The sequence below is a fragment of the Stenotrophomonas sp. STEN009 genome (assembly GCF_056760395.1).
On sequence record NZ_JBRRES010000016.1, the window covers coordinates 55,896 to 76,983 of the forward strand.

The 21,088-nt window shown below is 65.9% G+C and carries 19 protein-coding genes; 6 read left to right on the top strand and 13 right to left on the bottom strand.

Going from position 1 to position 21,088, the window contains the following annotated elements:
* Positions 1 to 23: 23 nt before the first annotated feature.
* The 6 genes from ACVOMM_RS09570 to ACVOMM_RS09595 are packed head-to-tail and all read right to left on the bottom strand — an operon-like array spanning position 24 to position 4,092.
* Positions 24 to 635 carry a YggN family protein gene (locus ACVOMM_RS09570; RefSeq protein ID WP_053515384.1) on the bottom strand — a complete coding sequence of 204 codons (612 nt, stop codon included), beginning with the start codon at positions 633 to 635 and terminating at the stop codon, positions 24 to 26.
* 30 nt (positions 636 to 665) lie between these two features.
* Positions 666 to 1,550 (bottom strand): DUF4097 family beta strand repeat-containing protein, encoded by an 885-nt coding sequence (locus ACVOMM_RS09575; RefSeq protein WP_193396647.1) that lies wholly within the window; start codon positions 1,548 to 1,550, stop codon positions 666 to 668.
* Between the two features lie 22 nt (positions 1,551 to 1,572).
* Positions 1,573 to 2,598, bottom strand: a complete 1,026-nt coding sequence (locus ACVOMM_RS09580; RefSeq protein WP_193396648.1) for a hypothetical protein — start codon at positions 2,596 to 2,598, stop codon at positions 1,573 to 1,575.
* Positions 2,595 to 3,485, bottom strand: a complete 891-nt coding sequence (locus ACVOMM_RS09585) for an ABC transporter ATP-binding protein (protein WP_065176059.1) — start codon at positions 3,483 to 3,485, stop codon at positions 2,595 to 2,597. The genes ACVOMM_RS09580 and ACVOMM_RS09585 overlap by 4 nt, the downstream gene beginning before the upstream one ends.
* Complete coding sequence (locus ACVOMM_RS09590; RefSeq protein WP_053515392.1) at positions 3,485 to 3,844, bottom strand: GntR family transcriptional regulator; 360 nt, start codon at positions 3,842 to 3,844, stop codon at positions 3,485 to 3,487. Before ACVOMM_RS09590 ends, ACVOMM_RS09585 begins: the two co-directional genes overlap by 1 nt.
* Positions 3,845 to 3,846: 2 nt before the next feature.
* Positions 3,847 to 4,092, bottom strand: a complete 246-nt coding sequence (locus ACVOMM_RS09595; protein WP_065176058.1) for a hypothetical protein — start codon at positions 4,090 to 4,092, stop codon at positions 3,847 to 3,849.
* Positions 4,093 to 4,457: 365 nt separating this feature from the next.
* Here ACVOMM_RS09595 and ACVOMM_RS09600 point away from each other — a divergent pair, with 365 nt between their 5' ends.
* From ACVOMM_RS09600 to ACVOMM_RS09620, 5 genes are all read left to right on the top strand, one after another.
* A complete protein-coding gene (locus ACVOMM_RS09600) occupies positions 4,458 to 5,045 on the top strand; it encodes a glutathione peroxidase (protein WP_481526161.1) in 588 nt (195 codons plus the stop codon).
* 96 nt (positions 5,046 to 5,141) lie between these two features.
* Positions 5,142 to 6,119: an FKBP-type peptidyl-prolyl cis-trans isomerase N-terminal domain-containing protein gene (locus ACVOMM_RS09605; RefSeq protein WP_065182910.1), complete on the top strand. Its 978-nt coding sequence runs from the start codon at positions 5,142 to 5,144 to the stop codon at positions 6,117 to 6,119.
* Positions 6,120 to 6,142: 23 nt separating this feature from the next.
* Complete coding sequence (locus ACVOMM_RS09610; RefSeq protein WP_065176056.1) at positions 6,143 to 7,492, top strand: UDP-glucose dehydrogenase family protein; 1,350 nt, start codon at positions 6,143 to 6,145, stop codon at positions 7,490 to 7,492.
* On the top strand, positions 7,485 to 7,724 hold the full coding sequence (locus ACVOMM_RS09615; RefSeq protein WP_053515402.1) for a SlyX family protein: 240 nt from the start codon (positions 7,485 to 7,487) through the stop codon (positions 7,722 to 7,724). Before ACVOMM_RS09610 ends, ACVOMM_RS09615 begins: the two co-directional genes overlap by 8 nt.
* A 15-nt stretch (positions 7,725 to 7,739) precedes the next feature.
* A complete protein-coding gene (locus ACVOMM_RS09620) occupies positions 7,740 to 8,408 on the top strand; it encodes a DUF2058 domain-containing protein (protein ID WP_053515404.1) in 669 nt (222 codons plus the stop codon).
* Positions 8,409 to 8,468: 60 nt separating this feature from the next.
* Here ACVOMM_RS09620 and metH read toward each other — a convergent pair whose 3' ends face one another.
* Genes metH through ACVOMM_RS09635 form a run of 3 tightly spaced genes read right to left on the bottom strand, consistent with a single transcriptional unit; the run spans position 8,469 to position 13,245 of the window.
* On the bottom strand, positions 8,469 to 11,153 hold the full coding sequence (gene metH / locus ACVOMM_RS09625; protein ID WP_065182908.1) for a methionine synthase: 2,685 nt from the start codon (positions 11,151 to 11,153) through the stop codon (positions 8,469 to 8,471).
* A 57-nt stretch (positions 11,154 to 11,210) separates the two neighbouring features.
* Positions 11,211 to 12,302 (bottom strand): homocysteine S-methyltransferase family protein, encoded by a 1,092-nt coding sequence (locus tag ACVOMM_RS09630; RefSeq protein WP_481526162.1) that lies wholly within the window; start codon positions 12,300 to 12,302, stop codon positions 11,211 to 11,213.
* A 13-nt stretch (positions 12,303 to 12,315) separates the two neighbouring features.
* Entirely contained in the window at positions 12,316 to 13,245 is a 930-nt protein-coding gene (locus ACVOMM_RS09635; RefSeq protein ID WP_053515410.1) for an ArsR/SmtB family transcription factor, read from the bottom strand.
* Between the two features lie 152 nt (positions 13,246 to 13,397).
* Between ACVOMM_RS09635 and ACVOMM_RS09640 the strand changes: the two genes are divergently transcribed.
* Positions 13,398 to 14,546: an acyl-CoA dehydrogenase family protein gene (locus ACVOMM_RS09640; RefSeq protein ID WP_197601329.1), complete on the top strand. Its 1,149-nt coding sequence runs from the start codon at positions 13,398 to 13,400 to the stop codon at positions 14,544 to 14,546.
* A gap of 149 nt (positions 14,547 to 14,695) precedes the next feature.
* Here ACVOMM_RS09640 and ACVOMM_RS09645 read toward each other — a convergent pair whose 3' ends face one another.
* The 4 genes from ACVOMM_RS09645 to ACVOMM_RS09660 form a co-directional block, all read right to left on the bottom strand.
* Complete coding sequence (locus tag ACVOMM_RS09645) at positions 14,696 to 15,580, bottom strand: hypothetical protein (protein WP_481526163.1); 885 nt, start codon at positions 15,578 to 15,580, stop codon at positions 14,696 to 14,698.
* Between the two features lie 324 nt (positions 15,581 to 15,904).
* On the bottom strand, positions 15,905 to 19,078 hold the full coding sequence (locus ACVOMM_RS09650) for a multidrug efflux RND transporter permease subunit (protein ID WP_053515416.1): 3,174 nt from the start codon (positions 19,076 to 19,078) through the stop codon (positions 15,905 to 15,907).
* 15 nt (positions 19,079 to 19,093) lie between these two features.
* Entirely contained in the window at positions 19,094 to 20,353 is a 1,260-nt protein-coding gene (locus ACVOMM_RS09655; RefSeq protein WP_053515418.1) for an efflux RND transporter periplasmic adaptor subunit, read from the bottom strand.
* The gene (locus ACVOMM_RS09660) at positions 20,353 to 21,009 is read right to left on the bottom strand and encodes a TetR/AcrR family transcriptional regulator (protein WP_053515419.1); all 657 of its coding nucleotides are present in this window, start codon (positions 21,007 to 21,009) and stop codon (positions 20,353 to 20,355) included. Before ACVOMM_RS09660 ends, ACVOMM_RS09655 begins: the two co-directional genes overlap by 1 nt.
* Between the last annotated feature and the right edge of the window lie 79 nt (positions 21,010 to 21,088).

Consider the following 21,088-nt stretch of genomic DNA (forward strand, 5'->3'; position numbering starts at 1 on the left):
CCGGCCGGGTGCGCTGAAGTGTCTCAGTTGGAGAAGGTGACCGAGCTGTCCTTTCCGCAGTCGTCGACGTCGCTCTGGTCCATGCTGGCGTAGGGCTTGAAGGCCGGCAGTTCGCGGGCAAGCGCCTGCTGGCTGGCCAGCATCGCCGGCAGGCGGTCGCAGATGCGCTTGGCCTGCGCTTCGATCTTGGCGGCCTCGGCGTTGATCCGCTTCTCCACGCCTTCGCTGTCACCGCTGAAGATACCCTTGAGCGCTTCACCGGCAGCGCTGGCACCGAGCTTGGCACCGGCCAGGCCGACATTCATCCCGTCCGTCGCGATGGCGACCACGTGACCGCGGTACTCCAGCAGCTGGCGGCGCTGCGCGTCGTTGGTCGGCACATCCTTGCCGCCGATCAGCAGATGTCCATCCGGCGTGATCTCCGCGCGCGGCTGATTGTCGGCGGAGATCTTGATGTTGCCCTCAGTGATCTCCCTGCGGGCCTCATCCATGGCTTCCTGGACTTTTCTGCCAACGCCGCTGGAGGTTTCGGCGACGCTCTTGCCGACACTGGTGTCGGGCGCGGAAGACGTGCCACCGCAGGCGATCAGCGGCAGGCACAGCAGGGTGGCAGGCAGCAGGCGCATCAGGTTCATGGCATTCCCCTCGAATCGGTGGGTTGGGATTTACTTGTTGCGGGGCAGGGTGACCCTGCCGCTGACGTTGCGGTGCACGACGTCGCCGCTGCCGCTGTGATCGACGGTCAGGTTGCCGCGCACGCCATCGACGTCGATGTCGCCGGAGCCATGGCTGCGCACGTGCACATCGCCGCCGATGTCACCCAGGTCGATGCCCCCCGAGCCCACCACGCCGATCTGGACGCTGCCCTGCACGCGCTTGAAGTCGACGTCGCCCGATCCGACCGTGTCCAGGCGTGCGTTGCCACGCACGTCGCTGATCGTGAGGTCGCCGGAGCCGACCGTGCCGACGATCGCGTCGCCCCCGATGTTGCGCGCCTTGACGTCACCCGAGCCGAGCGACAGCAGGTTCAGTGCGCTGCCACCGTCGATCTCCAGGTCGCCGGAGCCGACGGAGGCATGGATGGTGCCGCGGGTGCCGCGCGCAACGGCGTCGCCGGAGCCGACATCCACGCTCAGTGACTGCGCGTTGTCGATGCTGGCATCGCCGGAGCCGACCTTGAACTGCAGCGGCAGGTTGTCCGGCACGCTGCCGCGGATGTCCAGCCAGGCGTAGAAGTTGCCCAGGTTCAGGCCGGCACGGCTTGCGCGGCGCAGGCTGACCACCAGCTTGTCGCCTTCCCGGCGCTGGTCCAGCACCAGCTGGTCCAGCAGATCCTGGCTGGACGCGCAGGCACGGCCGTCGAGCTGACCGCCTCCACTGCGGGCGGTCACCTTCAGATCGAACTGGTTCACCTCGAACACCACCGCCTTGGCACCGGCCGCGTCCAGCTTCAACGTGCGTGCAGCGGTGAACTTGCAGTTGGGTGCATCGGCGGCCAGGGCCGACAGCGGCATCAGCAACAACGCGGTACAGGCGAGCAGGGAACGCATGGGTGGTGGCTCCGGTAAGGGGTCAGATTTCGCCGGCGCGGCGGCGCAGGCGGATGGCAAGGAAGATGAAAAGCGCGCCGAACGCAGCGCCGATCCACAGTCCCGGCATCGCCAGCGACTTCAGCTGCGCGACCGGGCCCATCAGCGCGGTGACCGATTCCAGGTCCGCACGCGAGTCCTGCAGGCCGGTGCGGTAGATCAGGTCCATGCCGGGCACGCCACTGAGCAGCAGGCGACCGACGACGTTCTGCCAGAACCAGCCGCTGGTGAGCCCGAACAGGGTCATGACCTTGGTGGTGGAGACGATGATCCCGGCGAACAGCGGCAGCATCACCGCCCACAGGAACGGCTTGGACTTGGCCCAGGCCGAGCACAGCAGCAGCCAGCCGGCGGTCGGCAGCGCCCACAGGACGTAGACCGGAATCCAGGACAGATGGCCGGCGGCCAGGGTCAGCGGGCTGGCCGGTCCCCAGATCAGGTTCATCGGGCTGCCACCGTGCAGCGCGGCCACCAGGCTGATGATGGCGAGGAAGCCGAACATGGTCAGGATGCCGGCGACCACTGCGATCAGCGGGGCGATCACCAGCGCGCTGATCGCCTTGGAAAGCACGGTCTGGGTATCGGACAGTGGCAGTGATTTCCAGAACAGGATGCTGCGGTCGCGGCGGTCGTCATACAGCGCGCCAAGGCAGTAGAAGAACATCACGAACGCCAGCACCAGGAACGGCCAGGCCGAACTCAGCACCAGGGTCAGGTCGAGGCCGTTGCCCAGGTCGGCCATGTCCTTGGCACTGATGTTGCGGGTCAGCAGCGCCAGGTCCAGGCCGTTGATGTTCACGTCCTCGCCATCGATGTGCAGATTGCCGTCGCGCGCAGCCCGATGCAGGGCGAACAGGCCGAAGGCGATGCCCACACCGCTCATCAGCAGCGACACCACGCCGGCAATCAGCGGCGCATAGAGGAACCCGCCACGGTTCTCCCAGTATTCACGCTTGAGCAGCCAGCGCAGCGTGCCGGCGGGGCCGACGGGATGATTGACGGCGTTCATGCGTAGGTCCCCTTCATGACAGCGACGAACAGATCAGCCAGGCCCGGGCTGCGGGTCTCGCCGAGGGAGGTGAGCTGGTCACGCGGCACGCCGTCATACAGCAGCACGGTCTTGCCGAAGGCCAGGGCGCGCTCGTCGATCGGCTTGAGCGCACGCGCGGTATCGAGCTGCTCGGCGTTGACCAGCAGCTCGGTGTAGCGTTGGCCGACATCGTCCATCTCTGCGTCGAGCACGATGCGGCCGTCGCGGATGAACATGACGTCGCTGAGGATGTGCTCGATCTCTTCGACCTGGTGGGTGGTGACGATGATCGTCTTCTGCTCGTCGAAGTAGTCCTCCAGCAGGCGCTGGTAGAACTCCTTGCGGTACAGGATGTCCAGGCCCAGGGTCGGCTCGTCGAGCACCAGCACGCGGGCGTCGATGGCCATCACCAGGGCCAGGTGCAGCTGCACGATCATGCCTTTGGACAGTTCGCGCACGCGCTGCTTCGGCTGCAGCTTGGTGTTGGCCAGGAAGCGCTCGCAGCGGGCGCGATCGAAGCGTGGATGCACGCCGGCGACGAAGTCGATGGCCTCGCGCACCTTCAGCCAGCGGGGCAGCACCGCGACGTCGGCGATGAAGCAGATGTCCTTCATCAGCTCATCCCGATGCAGGCGCGGGTCGCGGCCGAGCACGCTGAGGTCGCCTTCCACCGTGGTCAGGCCGAGGATGGCCTTCAACGCGGTGGTCTTGCCGGCACCGTTGGGTCCGATCAGGCCGATGATCCGGCCCGCCGGGATGGTGAAGCTGGCATTGTCGAGCGCGACCGTGCTCTTGTAGGCCTTGCGCAGGCCGCGGGCGGTGATGACCGCGTCGCTTGCAGCGGTACTGGTGAGGCTGGCATTCATCAGACTTTCCCCTGGGTCAGCAATTCGTCGAGGCTCAGCCCCAGGCGCTGGATGCGCTCCAGGACGGCCGGCCATTCTTCATTGAGGAAGCGCTCGCGCTCGCTGCTGCGCAGCTGCGTGGCCGCCTGCTCGGTCATGAACATGCCCAGGCCCCGGCGCTTCTCGACCAGGCCTTCGTCAGCCAGTTCCTGGTAGGCGCGCGAAACGGTGATGGGGTTGAGCTGGTAGTCGGCGGCCACCTGGCGCACCGAAGGCAGGGCATCGCCCGGCTTGAGGATTCCGTCGAGCATCATGGCGATCACGCGCTCCTTCAGCTGGCGGTAGATGGGAGCGCCGTCGCTCCACTGGATGTCGCTCATGGTCAGCTCCGTGGGGTCAGCGGCTGTGCGAACGAGAAATACGGCATGGACAGGGAGCTGTGCAGCCGACGCGGGGGGGAGGGTGAAGCTTCCGGCGTCCCGGCCGTGGGAGTGGGCGCATCCTGCGGGGTATCGGACAGAGAGGGGGCGGTGGGCGCGCGTGGCGAGGCCAGCCACGCCATCACCAGCAGGGTCGAAACGGCGGTGATCGCGGGAGCGGTGACGTTGCGATGCATCCGGGTGTTCATGGCATACCCCCTGTCTCAGGTGACTGGTGTTGTATGCAACTATAACACCGGCACGCCGACGTGCAACCCCCGACATGACCCAACTGATGGCAGGGGGTGTCATGGCATAGACGCAATTCTGCAAGCCATTGATTTGAATGCGGAATGATGCTCGGTGGGCGCAGGCCGTCGCGTCGCTTCCATTCAGCTGCGTCCATGCTATGTCAAGCACCGGCCAGCTTCTGGCTCCGGCTGCGTTGCCGCCAATCCGCGCAAAGCGCCGGGGCGGTCGCGCGGCGGGGTGCCCCCGGGGCCGGTGCTATAGTTCGGCCGATTCCCGGCCGCTCCCGGCCGGGCCCTGTGAATGGCCACCGCGGACCGCTCCGATGCCCCTGCCGACCGTCTTCCCGCGCCGCCTGCGCGGTCTTTCCCTGCTGACCCTGCTGGCTGGGCTGGCCCTTCCCGGCCTCACCCTGGCCGCCGATCTGCTGGATGTGGACTACCGGCCCCTGGCCGGCAAGCAGCAGGTCAACCTGCAGCAGCGCTATCACGGCCAGGTGCTGCTGGTGGTCAATACCGCCAGCAAGTGCGGGTACACGCCGCAGTACGAAGGCCTGGAAGCGCTGCAGCAGCGCTATGCACGCCGCGGGTTCGCGGTCCTCGGCTTCCCGTCCAACGATTTCAAGGGCCAGGAACCCGGTGACGAAACGCAGATCCAGGAATTCTGCACGCTGACCTATGGCGTGAAGTTCCCGATGTTCGAGAAGGTCCACGTGGTCGGCGCGCAGGCCACCCCGCTGTACCAGCGCCTGACCGCGGCAACCGGCGTGGCGCCGGGCTGGAACTTCCACAAGTACCTGGTCGGCCGCGACGGCAGGGTCATCGCCCAGTTCGCCAGCAAGGTCACGCCGGATGATCCGCAGCTGATCGCGGCCATCGACAAGGCACTGGCCGCGCCCGCCGCCACGCGTTGATATCCGGCACGGATGCCTCGACATCGACGGCATGCGTGCGACAATGCTTCTTTTCGCGCCGACGTCGGCGCCCAGTCACTTCCAGGAATGCAGCGAATGAAGATGGGAATGCGCGGCGCAGCGGCGTCGGTTCTGATTCTGGCGATGGGCACTTCGGGTGTCGCTCTGTCGCAACAACCGGCGGCCCCCGCAGCCGCCAAGGAGACCGCAACCTTGAATTCCCCCAAGCAGAAGCTCGGTTACGCCATCGGCCTGGATGTCGCCAAGTCGTTCACCCCGATCGCCGATGAAATCGACGTCGCTGCCCTGCGCACGGCCGTGGAGCGTTCGTTCGAAGGCCTGCAGCCGCAGATCACCCAGGAGCAGGCCAAGGCCACCGATGCCGCCCTGCGCCAGGTCGTGATGGCCCGCAGCGGCCAGCAGGTGCCGGGCGTTGCGCCGGGCTCGCAGCCGCCGAAGGTCGATCGGGTGAAGGTCGCACAGATGATCGGTTCCTACTCGGTGGGTCCGTCGCTGGCACAGCTGAAGGACGACATTGACGTTGCGTCGCTGTTTGACGCAATCAGCACTGGTCTGAGCAAGGGCCAGCCGAAGATGACCGAGGCTGACGCCACGGCCACCATCCAGGCGTTCATGGGCACCAAGCAGGCCGAAATGCAGGCCAAGGCCGCCCAGGCTGCACAGACCAACCGTCAGGAAGGCAATGCATTCCTGGCCAAGAACAAGACCCAGCCGGGCGTGGTGACCACGGCCTCTGGGCTGCAGTACCAGGTGATCCGCCCGGGCAGCGGCGAGCGTCCGCTGCCGACCAGCAAGGTGCGCGTGAACTACGAAGGCAAGCTGCTCGACGGCACCGTCTTTGACAGCTCCGCCAGCCGTGGCCCGGCCGAGTTCGGCCTGGACCAGGTGATCAAGGGCTGGACCGAAGGCGTCGCGCTGATGCCGGTCGGCTCCAAGTACCGCTTCTGGATCCCGGGCGAGCTGGCCTACGGTGAGAACGGCACCCCGGGCGGCCCGATCGGTCCGAACGCCACGCTGACCTTCGACGTCGAACTGCTGGGCGTCCTGCCGTAAGCCACCACGGAGCCTGCACGGACATGCGCGTTGCGATTTTCGGTACCGGTTACGTCGGCCTGGTGACGGGCACCTGCCTGGCCGATGTCGGCCACCAGGTGATCTGCGTCGATATCGACCAGGGCAAGGTCGATGGCCTGAACCAGGGCATCATCCCGATCTATGAGCCGGGCCTGGAGCCGATGGTGAAGGCCAACCACGCTGCGGCGCGGCTGGCGTTCACCACTGATGCGGCCGCGGCGATCGCGCATGGCCAGGTGGTGTTCATCGCCGTGGGCACGCCGCCGGACGAGGATGGCAGCGCCGACCTGCAGTACGTGCTGGCCGTGGCCCGCACCATCGGCCGGCACATGAGCGTGCCGACCGTGGTGGTCAACAAGTCGACGGTGCCGGTCGGCACCGCCGACAAGGTCCGTGCAGCGATCACCGACGAACTCGCGGCGCGCGGCGCCGACATCGCCTTCGATGTGGTCTCCAACCCGGAGTTCCTGAAGGAAGGCGACGCGGTCGCCGACTGCATGCGACCGGACCGCATCATCATCGGCGCCACCAGCGACGAGTCGGTGGCGGTGATGCGTCGCCTGTATGCACCGTTCAACCGCAACCACGACCGCGTGGTGGAGATGGACGTACGCTCGGCCGAGCTGACCAAGTACGCCGCCAACGCGATGCTGGCGACCAAGATTTCGTTCATGAACGAGATTGCCAACATTGCCGAGCGTGTCGGCGCCGACGTCGAGCAGGTCCGCCAGGGGATCGGCTCGGACCCGCGCATCGGCTGGCATTTCATCTATCCGGGCGCCGGTTACGGTGGCTCGTGTTTCCCCAAGGATGTGCAGGCGCTGGCCCGCACCGCCCAGCAGAGCGGCCTGGAGCCGAAGCTGCTGAACGCGGTGGAAGCGGTCAACGATGCGCAGAAGGGCCACCTGTTCGCCCTGGTCCAGCGCCACTATGGCAAGGGCGAGGACGAGGGCGTGCGCGGCAGGACGTTCGCCGTGTGGGGGCTGGCCTTCAAGCCGAATACCGACGACATGCGCGAGGCCTCCAGCCGCCGCCTGCTGGCGCAGCTGTGGGAGGGTGGGGCGACCGTACGTGCGTTCGACCCCGAAGCCATGCACGAAGCGCAGCGCATCTTCGGTGAGCGCGATGATCTGGTGTTCTGTGACAGCGCCGATGACGCGCTGCAGGGCGCCGATGCGTTGATCGTGGTGACCGAATGGAAGCAGTTCCGCAGCCCTGATTTTTCGATGCTGCGCGAACGGCTGAAGGACGCGGTCGTGTTCGACGGCCGCAACCTGTACGACCCCGCCGAGGTCGAAGCGGCGGGCCTGGCGTACTACGGCATCGGCCGGGGGCGTTCACTGCATGTCTGAGCTGCCGACCGAACGCGAGCAGGCGCTGGAAGCGCGCCTGGTCGAGCTGGAGATGCGTGTGTCCTTCCAGGAACACGCGCTGGCCGAACTGAGCGACGCACTGGCCGATGCCCGGATGCAGGGCACCCGCAACGCCGATGTGCTGCGCGTGCTGCTGGAAGACCTGGGCAAGGTCCGCAACGCACTGAATTCCTCCGATCCGGCGAGCGAACCGCCGCCGCCGCACTACTGATCCATACCCTTATCTATGAGCGATACCCTCCGCGACCAGTTGCTGGGCCTGGGCTTCAAGCCCGCGCCCAAGCCCGAGCGCAAGAATGATGGCCCCCGCCGTGATGGCCGCCCGCAGGGCAAGGGCGGCAACGGCAATGGAAAGCCGCAGGGCGCAGGCAAGGGCGAGCACACGCCCGGTGAGCGTCGCGGTCCCGGTGGTGCGCCGGGCAAGCCGGGGCAGCACCGTGGACAGGGCCCGCGCAGGCCGCGCAGTGCCGAGGAGATGGATCTGGCCAAGGCCTATGCCATCCGTGCCCAGAAGGAGAAGGAAGAGCGCATCGAAGCCGAGCGCCTGAAGCAGGAGGAAGCGCGTCAGCGCCGCGAGGCGAAGGCGAAGCTGGAAGAACTGCTGAAGGACAAGGGCCTGAATGACGAGGCGGCCGACATCGCGCGGCACTTCCCGTATGGCGGCAAGATCAAGCGGATCTATGTCACCGCGGCACAGCTGACCGCGCTCAATGCCGGCGAGCTGGGCGTGGTGCAGCTCAATGGCCGCTATCTGCTGGTCACCGCCGAGGTGCTGAACCAGGCCGAAGCCGTGTTCGCGGCCTCGGTGGCGCTGAAGGTCGATCCGGATGCCCCGGCCGAGGACGATCCCTACGCCGATCCGCAGTACCAGGTGCCGGATGACCTGGTCTGGTAAGCCTGCACCGCAGTGATCGGAAACGCCGGGCAATGCCCGGCGTTGCTGTTTCTGCGCGGTCTATTCGGGATCGTAGTCGAGGTTGGATGCGAGCCAGCGCTCGGCCTGGGCGCGATCCACGCCCTTGCGCCGCGCGTAGTCGCCCACCTGTTCGCGGCTGAGGCGGCCGACCACGAAGTACTGGCTCTGTGGATGGCTGAAGTAGTAGCCGGAGACGGCCGCGGTGGGCAGCATCGCGAAGCTCTCGGTCAGCGTCATGCCCGCGTTGGCTTCCGCCTGCAGCAGATCGAACAGGCGGCGCTTCTCGCTGTGCTCCGGGCACGCTGGATAGCCGGGGGCGGGCCGGATGCCGCGATACTTCTCGTCGATCAGCGCATCGTTGTCCAGCGCTTCGGTGCGGTCATAGCCCCAGAACTCGGTGCGCACCCGCTGGTGCAGGCGTTCGGCCAGTGCTTCGGCGAAGCGGTCGGCCAGGGCCTTGAGCAGGATCGCGTTGTAATCGTCGTGCTCGGCTTCAAAGCGCGCGACATGGGCATCGATGCCGATACCGGCGGTGACCGCGAACGCACCGATCCAGTCCTGTCGCCCGCTGTCGGCCGGTGCGATGAAATCGGCCAGGCAGAAGTCGGGGCGCTCGGCCGGCTTGTCGACCTGCTGGCGAAGGAAGTGCAGGGTGGTCTCGCCCTGTGGATGCTGCACGCGGACATCGTCACCGACACTGTTGGCCGGCCACAGGCCGAACACCGCCTTGGCGGTCAGCCACTTCTCCGCGACGATGCACGCCAGCATCGCCCGGGCGTCGCGGTACAGCTCGCTGGCCTGGGTGCCGACGATCTCGTCAGTGAGGATGGCCGGAAACTTGCCAGCCAGTTCCCAGGCCTGGAAGAACGGCGTCCAGTCGATGTAATCGACCAGTTCCGACAGGGGATAGTCTTCGAACACATGCAGTCCGGGCTGGTTCGGAACCGGGGGCACATAACTGTCCCAGCCGCCCTGGAATTTCTGGCCGCGCGCGTGCTCCAGCGAGACCAGCCGCTTGGCATCGCCACGGTTGCGGTGACGGGCGCGGATCTCGGCGTAGTCGGCTTCATTGGCAGCAACGAAGCCCGCGCGCAGGTCGCGCGAGATCAGCGACTGGGCCACGCCCACCGCGCGCGAGGCATCCTTCACCCACACCGTAGGGGCATGGTAGTGCGGGTCGATCTTCAACGCCGTGTGCGCGCGCGAGGTGGTGGCACCGCCGATCAGCAATGGCAGGTCGAATCCCTGGCGCTGCATCTCGCGGGCGACATGGCTCATTTCCTCCAGTGACGGCGTGATCAGCCCGGACAGGCCGATCAGATCGGCCTTGTGCTCGCGGGCCGCATCGAGAATCTTCTGTGCCGGCACCATCACGCCCAGATCGACCACTTCGAAGTTGTTGCAGGCAAGGACCACGCCGACGATGTTCTTGCCGATGTCGTGCACATCGCCTTTCACGGTGGCCATGATGATGCGGCCGTTGCTCTTGGCGGTGTCACCGCTGCGGGCCTTCTCCGCCTCGATATAGGGCAGCAGGTAGGCCACCGCCTTTTTCATCACGCGGGCCGACTTCACCACCTGCGGCAGGAACATCTTGCCGGCACCGAACAGGTCGCCGACGACGTTCATGCCATCCATCAACGGCCCTTCGATCACGTCCAGTGGACGGCTGGAGGCCTGCCGTGCCAGCTCGGTGTCCTCTTCCACGAACGCATCCAGCCCGTGCACCAGGGCGTGGGCCAGGCGCTGCTCGACCGGCTTGGCGCGCCAGGCCATGTCTTCGCTTTTCACCTTGCCCTTGCTGCCCTTGTAGCGTTCGGCAATCTCCAGCAGGCGCTCGGTGGCGTCGGGGCGGCGGTTGAGGATCACGTCCTCCACGCGCTCGCGCAGGTCCGGCTCCAGTTCGTCATAGATCGGCATGGCACCGGCGTTGACGATGCCCATGTCCATGCCGGCGGCGATGGCGTGGTACAGGAAGACCGAATGGATCGCCTGGCGCACCGTTTCGTTGCCACGGAACGAGAACGACACGTTGGAAACGCCGCCGGAGACGTGGCAGTGCGGCAGAGTCTGCTTGATGATGCGCGTGGCTTCGATGAAGTCCACCGCGTAGTTGTCGTGCTCCTCGATGCCGGTGGCGACAGCGAAGATGTTCGGGTCGAAGATGATGTCCTGTGGCGGGAAGCCGATCTCATCGACCAGAATGCGGTAGGCGCGCGTACAGATCTCGACCTTGCGCGCACAGGTGTCGGCCTGGCCGCTTTCGTCGAACGCCATCACCACCGCTGCCGCGCCGTAACGCAGCACCTTGCGCGCGTGTTCGCGGAACAGGGCCTCGCCTTCCTTCAGCGAGATCGAATTGACCACGCTCTTGCCCTGCAGGCATTTCAGGCCGGCTTCGATCACGCTCCATTTGGACGAGTCGACCATCACCGGAATGCGGGCGATGTCGGGCTCGGACATGATCAGGTTGAGGTAGCGGGTCATCGCCGCCTCGGAGTCGATCAGGCCCTCGTCCATGTTGACGTCGAGGATCTGCGCGCCACTGGCCACTTGTTGCCGGGCCACGTCCACGGCCTCCTCGTAGCGGCCTTCCTTGATCAGCTTGCGGAACTGCGCGCTGCCGGTGACGTTGGTGCGCTCGCCGACGTTGACGAACAGCAGGTCCGGGGTGATGACCAGCGGTTCCAGGCCGGACAGGCGGGTGGGGCGGACAGGCGTCATGGCAGGCAGTGGCTCAGCAACGGCAGGGCGGGAAGTGCGGAACGGTGGCGGCGACGTTCATGCCGCCTGGTCCTGGCGGTCCGGCAGGGCACGCGGTGGCAGGCCGGCCACCGCCTGGGCGATGGCACGGATGTGGTCGGGGGTGGACCCGCAGCAGCCGCCGACCAGGTTGAGCAGGCCATCGCGGGCGAAACCGCGCAGGGTCGCCGCCATTTCTTCGGGGGTCTCGTCATACTCGCCGAAGGCATTGGGCAGGCCGGCATTGGGATGCGCGCTGACATGGCAGTCGGCAACCTGCGACAGCGTTTCGACATGCGGGCGCATCGCATCGGCACCCAGCGCGCAGTTCAGGCCGATCGACAGGGGCCGCGCGTGTGCCAGCGAGGCGTGGAAGGCTTCGGCGGTCTGGCCGGACAGGGTGCGGCCGGAGGCATCGGTGATCGTGCCGGAGATCATCACCGGCAGGCGCGCACCGCGCGCATCGAAGGCTTCCTCCACCGCATACAGCGCCGCCTTGGCGTTGAGCGTGTCGAAGATGGTTTCGACCATGAGGGTGTCCGCGCCGCCGTCGATCAGGCCATCGATGGCTTCGCGGTAGGTGTCGCGCAGCTCATCGAAACTGGTGTTGCGGAAGCCCGGATCGTTGACGTCGGGACTGATCGATGCGGTGCGGCTGGTGGGGCCAAGCACGCCGATCACGAAGCGCGGCTTGCCGGGCGTGGTGGCTTCAACGGCATCGCAGCAGGCGCGGGCCACGGCGGCGCCGGCCTTGTTCAGTTCGTACACCAGATGCTCGAGGTGGTAGTCGGCCTGGCTGACCGAGGTGGCGTTGAAGGTATTGGTTTCCACCAGGTCCGCGCCGGCTTCCAGGTAGGCGGTGTGGATGTCGGCGATGACCTGCGGCCGGGTGAGCAGCAACAGGTCGTTGTTGCCCTTCAGATCGTGGCCCTGCGGCGCGGCGTGGTCGCAGCCCGGCCCGTGCAGGTGATCGTAGCCATCGGCGAAACGCTCACCGCGGTAGTCGCCTTCCTGCAGGCCATGGCGCTGGATCATCGTGCCCATCGCTCCGTCGATGATCAGGATCCGCTCGCGCAGCGCGCCCAGCAGGGCATTGGCACGTTCGGGGTGCAACCAGGGCAGGACGGGCATGATGATTCCGGACTCAGGGCTTGTTGGCGATCAGCGAGATCACTTCGAAGTGCGGCGGCCGCTTCTCGCGGGTGACCGTCTCCAGGCTGGAAACCTGCAGGCCGGCCTTGTCGACGAACTTCTTCAGTTCCTTGTCGCTGAAACCCAGGTTGACGTGACCATAGGCTTCCACCGCTGCCTTGTGTTCGTGGCGCGCCAGGCTGCACAGCAGCAGGCGGCCGCCCGGGCGCAGCACGCGCGCGGCTTCGGTGACGGCCTGCGCCGGCTTGCTGGCGTAGGTCAGTGCGTGCATCAGCACCACCAGGTCGAAGCTGCGGTCCTTGAAGGGCAGGGCATGCATGTCACCCTCGCGCACTTCCACATTGGGCAGGCGGCGCAGGCGTTCACTGGCAGCGGCCACCACGCGCGCGCTGGTGTCGATGCAGATGTAGCGCTTGGCATGCGGTGCCACCAGTTCGGCCAGCACGCCGTCGCCGGACGCGATATCGAGCACGTCGCCGGTTTCCAGCAGGGGCAGGGCGGTACGCGCCAGCGCCTCCCAGGTGCGGCCCGGAGAATAGTGACGTTCCATGTCGCCGGCCACGCTGTCGGCCCAGTTCTGGTCCGCGGCGCGGCTGGCCAGCACGGCGGCGACCCGTTCAGCGTCCTGTCGCAGCAGTGGATCGTCGCTTCCGTTGCTCAAGGCATGCCACAATGCGCGCTGCGCCGGATCCAGCTGCGCTTCGTCGAAGCGGTAGTAGGCCGACACGCCGGCGCGACGGTCGCGGACCAGGCCCGCTTCCTTCAGGCGCGCCAGGTGAGTGGACACGCGCGGCTGGGCCAGCCGGGTGATCGCCGAAAGCTCGGCCACGGTCAGCTCTTCCTGCTCCAGCAGCGCCAGCAGGCGCACCCGCGTCGCATCGGCGAACACCTTCAGGCGGGTTGACCAGTCTTCCAGATCCATGAATATCTACCTATCGCGATATAGAGATATATTCGCTGGATCGGCCGCCGTGGTCAAGTCGGTGGCGTATGGAAACTCCCCGGGCCCCGGTACAATCGGCGCACCTGGGCGCGCGCTGCGCGCCCATAACCTCATGTACCCGGGAGGGTGTTGTGGATTTCAGCTTTACTGAAGAGCAGTTGATGCTGCAGGACGTGGCGCGGCGCATCGCGCAGGAGAAGATCGCCCCGAGCGCGGAGCATCATGACCGTACCGGCGAGTTCCCGCTGGAGAACATCCGCCTGCTGGGCGAGAACGGCCTGATGGGCATCGAGGTACCGACCGAATACGGCGGCGCCGGCATGGATCCGATCGCGTATGTGCTGGCGATGGTGGAGGTCGCCGCTGGCGACGCGGCCCATTCGACCATCATGTCGGTCAACAATTCGCTGTTCTGCAACGGCATCCTGACCCACGGCAGCGAGGAGCAGAAGCAGAAGTACGTGCGCGCCATCGCGGAGGGCGAGGCCATCGGTGCATTCGCCCTGACCGAGCCGCAGTCCGGTTCGGATGCGACCGCCATGCGTTGCCGCGCGGTCAAGCAGGCCGACGGCACCTACGTCATCAACGGCAAGAAGAGCTGGATCACCTCCGGCCCGGTGGCCCGGTACATCGTGTTGTTCGCGATGAGCGAGCCGGACAAGGGCGCGCGTGGCATCACGGCTTTCCTGGTCGACACCGAAAAGGCCGGCTTCGGCCGTGGCAAGACCGAGCCGAAGCTGGGCATCCGTGCCTCGGCGACCTGCGAGATCGAATTCAACGATTACGTCGCCCAGCCGGAAGAGGTGCTGGGCCAGGAGGGCGAGGGCTTCAAGATCGCCATGGGCGTGCTCGATGCCGGGCGCATCGGCATCGCATCGCAGGCCATCGGCATCGCCCGTGCCGCTTATGAAGCGACGCTGGAGTATGTGAAGGAGCGCAAGGCGTTTGGCGCGCCGATCGGTACTTTCCAGATGACCCAGGCCAAGATCGCCGACATGAAGTGCAAGCTGGACGCAGCCCTGCTGCTGACGCTGCGCGCGGCATGGGTGAAGGGCCAGGGCAAGCGTTTCAGCAATGAAGCGGCCATCGCCAAGCTGACGGCGTCGGAAGCGGCGATGTGGATCACCCACCAGGCCGTGCAGATCCATGGTGGCATGGGCTACTCCAAGGAAATGCCGCTGGAGCGCTACTTCCGCGATGCCAAGATCACCGAGATCTACGAGGGCACCTCGGAGATCCAGCGCCTGGTGATCGCCCGCAACGAGACCGGGCTGCGCTGAGTCGAAACGGCTGCGCCGCTGCAACAGCGGCGCAGCCGGTAGATCCATGCCCTGCATGGATGATGCGGACCATGGTCCGCACCACTTCAAAGCGCATGGCAAAAAGCCTTGGGTCACTCCGAGGCTCCTCATCGGCATGTACTTCCAGATCAATTGCCTTCGCAGGTTAGCGTCCGTCCATCCCAGCGGCAGTCCAGCCCGCCTGCGATGCCGCTGCCTTCGATGACCGTCACGCCGTAAAGGCCTGCGGTATCGATCCAGCGCTGCATCGCCTCCTTGTCCTTGAACTGATAGACACCAGCAAAGCCTTGTGCAGTATCCGGATTGCTGGCGGCGCCGTCGGGGATGCGGTTACCCTGTGCATCCCTGCTTCCGCCTTGCACGTATTTCGCTTCGTTAACGGAGTCGGCGCGGACGAGGAGGGTAGTCTTGGAACCATCCCGCCACGTGATGACGTAGATCGCTCCGTCGATGCCAAGCGCCTTGCTGACGAAGCTCAGGCCAATGGAAGAGAGAAACGTCGCCATGCTGTTCCAGACGGTCGAGTGGGTGGTGGCTCCGCTGAAGGCTTCACCGATCTGTGATTCAAGTCGGAACCGAGCGGTCGCCATCTGGGCGATATCGTGTGCGTTGTGGCCCTTGAATTCATCGGGAAAGGCGATGCCATTGGCCGCGCCGGGATCGTCAGGGTGGATGTCGAACTGCACTCCCCTCTGACCGGCGCGGATGCCACGCCGGTCAAGCATCCTCATGATGCGGTTGAACGACGCGACAATCGGATCCGGCACGGGTATCTGGACCGCCCGGTACCTGCGCAGCTCTCGGTCGTATTCCACCTCGTAGCCCTGAAGCTTGCGCTGGCTGAAATCTGCGACGATGGTGGGACCTGTGCCGGATGTAAGCGCGAGCGCACGGGGGTCCGTGCAGTTGTCACAGACCAGCACGCCTGCGGCATGTGTCAGCGGTGAGAAGAATGCGCTCAGCCCCAGCAGTGCAAGAAGTTGTACAGCGCTTGGAACAAACGAATTTGGCATGGGAACCTCCCTGATGTTTCTGCGGCAGAGACCCTTGGTTAAGGGGCTGTTCCTGTGGAGGTTGTGACGGATTGCGCGCTATTGGAATTGCTGATTGATGGCGCCAGCTGGTGACGCATATGGCCCGAAAACAGGGTGCGATCGCGATATCCATCGCCTGATCTGTAGATCCTCCCGCACACCTGTCTGTCAGTGGCGACAGTCGCAGGTGACGAATTCCGCTCCGAAATGAGTAGCCGGACATGGGATCGGCTCTCCAGAAAAGCCATAAACAAAAAAGGCCCCGGATCGCTCCGGGGCCTTTTCGTTGCAGCGCAGGGTGGATCAGCGATCCGGACGATGCGCTGCTTCGCCCTCACGCTGGCGGCTGAGGAATTCCTTCGACGGCTCGTCCAGCTTGTCGCCGAGCATGCGCCGCACGACCACGAAGAAGACCGGGATCATCAGCAGGCCGAGCAGGGTGGCGAACAGCATGCCGCCGATCACGCCGGTACCGATGGCGTGACGGGAGTTGGCGCCGGCGCCGCTGGAGATCGCCATCGGGATCACGCCCATGATGAACGCGAAGGACGTCATCAGGATCGGGCGGAAGCGCAGGCGTGCCGCCTCGATGGTGGCATCGCGCAGGTTCTTGCCCGCTGCACGCTGCTCCACCGCGAACTCCACGATCAGGATCGCATTCTTCGCCGCCAGGCCGATAACGGTGATGAGGCCGATCTTGAAGAACAGGTCGTTCGGCAGGCCACGCATCATCGACAGGCCGATGGCACCGAGCACGCCCAGTGGCACCACCAGCAGCACCGCTACCGGGATCGACCAGCTTTCATACAGCGCCGCCAGGCACAGGAACACCACCACGATGGACAGCACCAGCAGCAGCGTCGCTGCGTTGCCGGCCAGGATTTCCTGGTAGGACATGCCCGACCAGTCGTAGCCGAAGCCGGCCGGCAGGTCGTTGTTGACGATGCTCTCCATGGTCTGCATCGCCTCACCGGAGCTGGTGCCCGGCGCCTGCGAGCCGACGATGTTGATCGCCGAATAGCCGTTGTAGCGGCTCAGTGACGGCGATGCGGACACCCATTCGGACTTGACCACGGTGCTCAGCGGGATCATCGCGTTGGTGCCGTCGGCGTTGGTGGTCAGGCTGGAGGGGCTGTAGAAGCTCTTCAGCGACTCCTGGCCGGTGCGGTACGGGCCATCGGCCTGCATGGTCACGCGCTTGATGCGGCCTTCGTAGAAGAAGTCGTTGACGTACACCGGCGCCAGCATCAGCTGGATGGTGCTGTACACGTCCGACACCGACATGCCCATCGACTGCGCCTGCACGCGATCCACGTGCAGCTGCAGCTGCGGAGCGTTCTCCAGGCCGTTCGGACGCACGCCAACCAGTGCTTCAGGCTTCTGCGCCGCCTGGCCAAGCAGGATGTTGCGGGCCTGCGTCAGCTGCTCGTAGCCGGCACCACTGCGGTCCTGCAGCCACATGTCGAAGCCACCGAACTGGCCCAGGCCCTGCACTGTCGGCAGGTTGACCACGAAGATCTGCGCTTCCTTGATGCCGTAGAACGCGCCGTTCATGTTCTGGATGAACTCCGGCGCGGTGAACTCGCGTTCTTCCCACGGCTTCAGGCGGATGAAGCCCATGCCCACGTTCTCGCCGGAACCGACGAAGCTGAAGCCGGCCACCTGCAGCATGCCTTCAAAGCCATCCTGCTTTTCCAGAATGCCGCGCATCTGCGCGAACACCTCGTTGGTCTGGCCCTTGGTCGAGCCCGGGGGCAGCTGCACGATCGCCAGCGCATAGCCCTGGTCTTCTTCCGGCAGGAAGCTGCCCGGCATGCGCGTGAACAGGAAGCCGCACAGCGCGGTCAGTACCACGAACAGGATCATCCAGCGCGGGGCATGGCGCACCGCCGAGGTGATGTGGCCCACGTAGGTGTGGCTGATCTTGTCGTAGTACTTGTTGAAGGTGCGGTAGACGATGTTCGGGTTGTCGTTGTGCGTCGGCTTCAGGAAGGTCGCGCACAGCGCCGGGGTGAAGCCCAGCGCCAGGAAGGCCGAGAACGCCATCGAGATGGCGATGGTCAGCGCGAACTGCTTGTAGATTTCGCCGGCGGCACCGCCCTGCAGTGCGGACGGGATGAACACCGCTGCCAGCACGACGGTGATCGCCACCACCGCGCCGGTGATCTGGGTCATCGCCTTCTGCGTGGCCGGCTTCGGTGCCAGGCCTTCCTCGCTCATGATGCGTTCGACGTTCTCGATCACCACGATGGCGTCGTCGACCACGATGCCGATCGCCAGCACCATCGCGAACAGGGTCAGCTGGTTGATCGTGAATCCGATCATCCACATGCCCAGGAAGGTACCCAGCAGGGCGACCGGGATGACCAGGGTCGGGATCAGGGTGGCGCGGAAGTTCTGCAGGAAGATCAGCATCACCAGGAACACCAGCAGCACCGCTTCGAACAGCGTCTTGACCACTTCCTGGATCGAGATCTTGACGAAGGTCGTGCTGTCGTACGGCGAGAACCAGGTCACGCCGGCCGGGAAGCTGGGCTGCAGTTCGTCCATCTTGGCACGCACCGCATCGGCCACGTTCAGGGCGTTGGCGCCCGGCAGCAGCTGGATGGCGAAGGCACCGGTCGGCTTGCCGTTGTACTGGGTGTCGAAGCCGTAGTTGTTGGCACCGAAGGCGACGCGTGCGATGTCCTTGAGCAGCACGCGCGAGCCATCGGCATTGGCGCGCAGGATGATGTTCTCGAACTCCTGCGGCGAGCTGAAACGTCCTTCAGCCGATACGGTGGCGGTGAAGTGCTGGCCTTCCGGCGACGGGTCCGAGCCCAGTGCACCGGCGGCGAACTGCACGTTCTGGGCACGCACGGCAGCCAGGACCTGGCTGGCCGAGAGACCATAACCCTGCATCTTCTCCGGGTTCAGCCAGATGTTCATGGCGTACTCGGAACCGAACTGCTGGGTGCTGCCGACGCCGGGAATGCGCGAGACCTGGTCGAGCACGCGCGAACCGACGATGTCGTTCAGCGCGTCACGGTTGATCGCCGCCGTATCCGACTGCAGGGCCACCACCATCAGGAAGCCGGCATTGGCCTTGGCCACCACCACGCCCTGCTGGGTCACCTCCGACGGCAGTCGTGGCGTCGCCAGCGACACCTTGTTCTGCACCTGCACCTGGGCGATGTCCGGATCGGTACCGGTCTCGAAGGTGAGGGTGATCTGCGCGCGGCCATTGGACGAGGACGAAGAGCTGAAGTACAGCAGGTGATCGATACCGGTCAGCTGCTGCTCGATCACCTGGGTGACCGATTTTTCGGTGGTGTCCGCGCTGGCGCCCGGATAGGTGGCCGAGACGGTCACCTGTGGCGGAGCGATGTTGGGATAGGACTCCACGCCCAGGTTGAGGATCGCGATCACGCCGCTGAGCGAGATCAGGATCGCTACCACCCAGGCGAAGACTGGATGTTCGATGAAAAATTTAGGCATGACGGAAGGTTCCCGTTACTGCTTGTTCGAGTCGGTGGCGGCCGGCGCGGCCTTGTCGGCTGCGTCGGTCTGGGCCGGAGCCTTGTCGGCGGCAGCGGCGGGTGCGGCCGGGCCGGCACCGCCGGCCGCGGGCTTGCCGGCGGCGTCCTGCCCCGGGGTCCAGGGCTTGGCGACGGCCGGGCTGCCTTCCTTGACCTTCTGCACGCCGGCCACGATCACCTTGTCGCCGGCGGCCAGGCCATCGCTGACCAGCCAGTTGCCGCCCTGTGCGCCTTCGGTCTTGACGTTCTTGCGCGCCACCTTGCCATCGGCACCGACCACCATCACGTAGCCGCCCGTGGTGTCGCGCAGCAGCGCCTGCTGCGGCACCAGGTAGGCATTGTTGCGCTCGCCGAGGTTGGCCTGGAAGCTGACGAAGGCTCCCGGCAGCAGGATCTGCTGCGGATTGGGCAGCAGCGCACGCAGCGACACCGCGCCGGTGGCCGGGTCGACCGTAGTCGAGGAGAAGTCGAGGGTTCCCGGCTCGCTGTAGGTGCTGCCATCGGCCAGCTTCACGTTGACGGTGGCCTTGCCGTCGCCGGCCAGGGCCAGGGCGCCCTTGGCCTGCTGCGCGCGCAGCTGGGTCAGCTCGTCCACGCTGAGCGAGAAGTTGACGTACAGCGGATCGAGCTGGTCAACGGTGGTCAGCAGGGTCACGTCGCCCTGGCCGACCAGTGCGCCCTCGGTCACCTGCTGCTTGTTGGCCACGCCGCTGATCGGCGCGGTCACTTCGGCGTAGCCCAGGTTGATCCGCGAGGAGGTCACCGCCGCTTCGGCCTGCTTGACCGCGGCCAGCGCAGTGCGCTCGGCCGATTCGGCGTTGTCCAGGTCGGACTTGGAGACGAACTGCTGCGGTGCCAGCGAGCGGGCACGATCGGCCGCCACCTTGGCGTTGGCGTAGGTGGCGCGCGCCGACGCCAGCTGGGCCTCGGACGCGTTCAGCGAGGCGCGCAGCGGTGCCGGGTCGATCAGGAACAGGGTCTGCCCCTGCTTGACCTGGGAGCCTTCCTGGTAGACGCGCTTGAGCAGCACGCCCGGCACGCGTGCGCGGACATCGGCACTGCGGAACGGCGACAGGCGGCCGACCAGCTCGCGCTGCAGCGGCAGGGTCTGCGGCTTCGCATCGATCACGCCCACCTCCGGCGGCGGGGGTGTCTGCTGTTCCGGTTTCTTGCAGGCAGCCAGCGCGACAGCAACGGCGCACGTCAAGGCAAGGGTGCGGAGTGGGGCGGTCATCAGGAGGAACTCCGGGGTTGGTTTGTAGACGGGGCCGGCGACGGTTGCGGCGCAAACGCGCGCAGGAAGCTGTCGACGGAGAACTCTGCCCAGCGCCGACGCAGGAGCGCGTCATCACGATGGGGGGTATGGAAGCGCTGTTTGTCGAAATCCTGACCGGCGATCATGCTCAGCAGCAGTTCGGCCATGAAGTGCGGGTCGTCATGCCGGAGCAGGCCACGCCTGCAAACGGTTTCAATCCATTCAGAAAGATGAAGTGTCAGCGCGCCAGCACCATGCCGGTACAGCGCCCGGGCCTCTTCGGGGAACTGGGCGGCATCTGCAGCGATCAGCCGGCAGGCCTGGCCGACATGCGGTTGGTTGAAATGCTCCAGGAAGTCGATGGCGAACTGCAACAGGCTGGCACGCAGGTCGTCACTGCGGAGTGCACGCAGCATTGCCCCCGTCGCGTGTCCCACATGCCGCTGCATCACCCGCCGCAGCAGTTCCTGCTTGCTGCCATAGCGCGAGTACAGGGTCTGCTTGGAGCAGCCGGCCTGCTGGGCCACCGCATCCATGCTCATCTGCATGCCCTGCCGGGCCAGCAGTTCGCGCACGGCATCGAACACGCGCTCATCGCGCGCATCGAGGGCAACGGGGAAGTAGGCCGGGTTCACGCGGTGGACTATACCGTCCAGTTCAGGATTGTGGAATCGAAACGACGTTCCCGCGTGTGTCTTCCGGTAACACGCTTTG

Bases quoted from the DNA above. Each gene is read 5' to 3' on its own strand.
- ACVOMM_RS09570 (WP_053515384.1), bottom strand. From the start codon at position 635: ATGAACCTGATGCGCCTGCTGCCTGCCACCCTGCTGTGCCTGCCGCTG.
- ACVOMM_RS09575 (WP_193396647.1), bottom strand. From the start codon at position 1,550: ATGCGTTCCCTGCTCGCCTGTACCGCGTTGTTGCTGATGCCGCTGTCG.
- ACVOMM_RS09580 (WP_193396648.1), bottom strand. From the start codon at position 2,598: ATGAACGCCGTCAATCATCCCGTCGGCCCCGCCGGCACGCTGCGCTGG.
- ACVOMM_RS09585 (WP_065176059.1), bottom strand. From the start codon at position 3,485: ATGAATGCCAGCCTCACCAGTACCGCTGCAAGCGACGCGGTCATCACC.
- ACVOMM_RS09590 (WP_053515392.1), bottom strand. From the start codon at position 3,844: ATGAGCGACATCCAGTGGAGCGACGGCGCTCCCATCTACCGCCAGCTG.
- ACVOMM_RS09595 (WP_065176058.1), bottom strand. From the start codon at position 4,092: ATGAACACCCGGATGCATCGCAACGTCACCGCTCCCGCGATCACCGCC.
- ACVOMM_RS09600 (WP_481526161.1), top strand. From the start codon at position 4,458: ATGCCCCTGCCGACCGTCTTCCCGCGCCGCCTGCGCGGTCTTTCCCTG.
- ACVOMM_RS09605 (WP_065182910.1), top strand. From the start codon at position 5,142: ATGAAGATGGGAATGCGCGGCGCAGCGGCGTCGGTTCTGATTCTGGCG.
- ACVOMM_RS09610 (WP_065176056.1), top strand. From the start codon at position 6,143: ATGCGCGTTGCGATTTTCGGTACCGGTTACGTCGGCCTGGTGACGGGC.
- ACVOMM_RS09615 (WP_053515402.1), top strand. From the start codon at position 7,485: ATGTCTGAGCTGCCGACCGAACGCGAGCAGGCGCTGGAAGCGCGCCTG.
- ACVOMM_RS09620 (WP_053515404.1), top strand. From the start codon at position 7,740: ATGAGCGATACCCTCCGCGACCAGTTGCTGGGCCTGGGCTTCAAGCCC.
- metH (WP_065182908.1), bottom strand. From the start codon at position 11,153: ATGACGCCTGTCCGCCCCACCCGCCTGTCCGGCCTGGAACCGCTGGTC.
- ACVOMM_RS09630 (WP_481526162.1), bottom strand. From the start codon at position 12,302: ATGCCCGTCCTGCCCTGGTTGCACCCCGAACGTGCCAATGCCCTGCTG.
- ACVOMM_RS09635 (WP_053515410.1), bottom strand. From the start codon at position 13,245: ATGGATCTGGAAGACTGGTCAACCCGCCTGAAGGTGTTCGCCGATGCG.
- ACVOMM_RS09645 (WP_481526163.1), bottom strand. From the start codon at position 15,580: ATGCCAAATTCGTTTGTTCCAAGCGCTGTACAACTTCTTGCACTGCTG.
- ACVOMM_RS09650 (WP_053515416.1), bottom strand. From the start codon at position 19,078: ATGCCTAAATTTTTCATCGAACATCCAGTCTTCGCCTGGGTGGTAGCG.
- ACVOMM_RS09655 (WP_053515418.1), bottom strand. From the start codon at position 20,353: ATGACCGCCCCACTCCGCACCCTTGCCTTGACGTGCGCCGTTGCTGTC.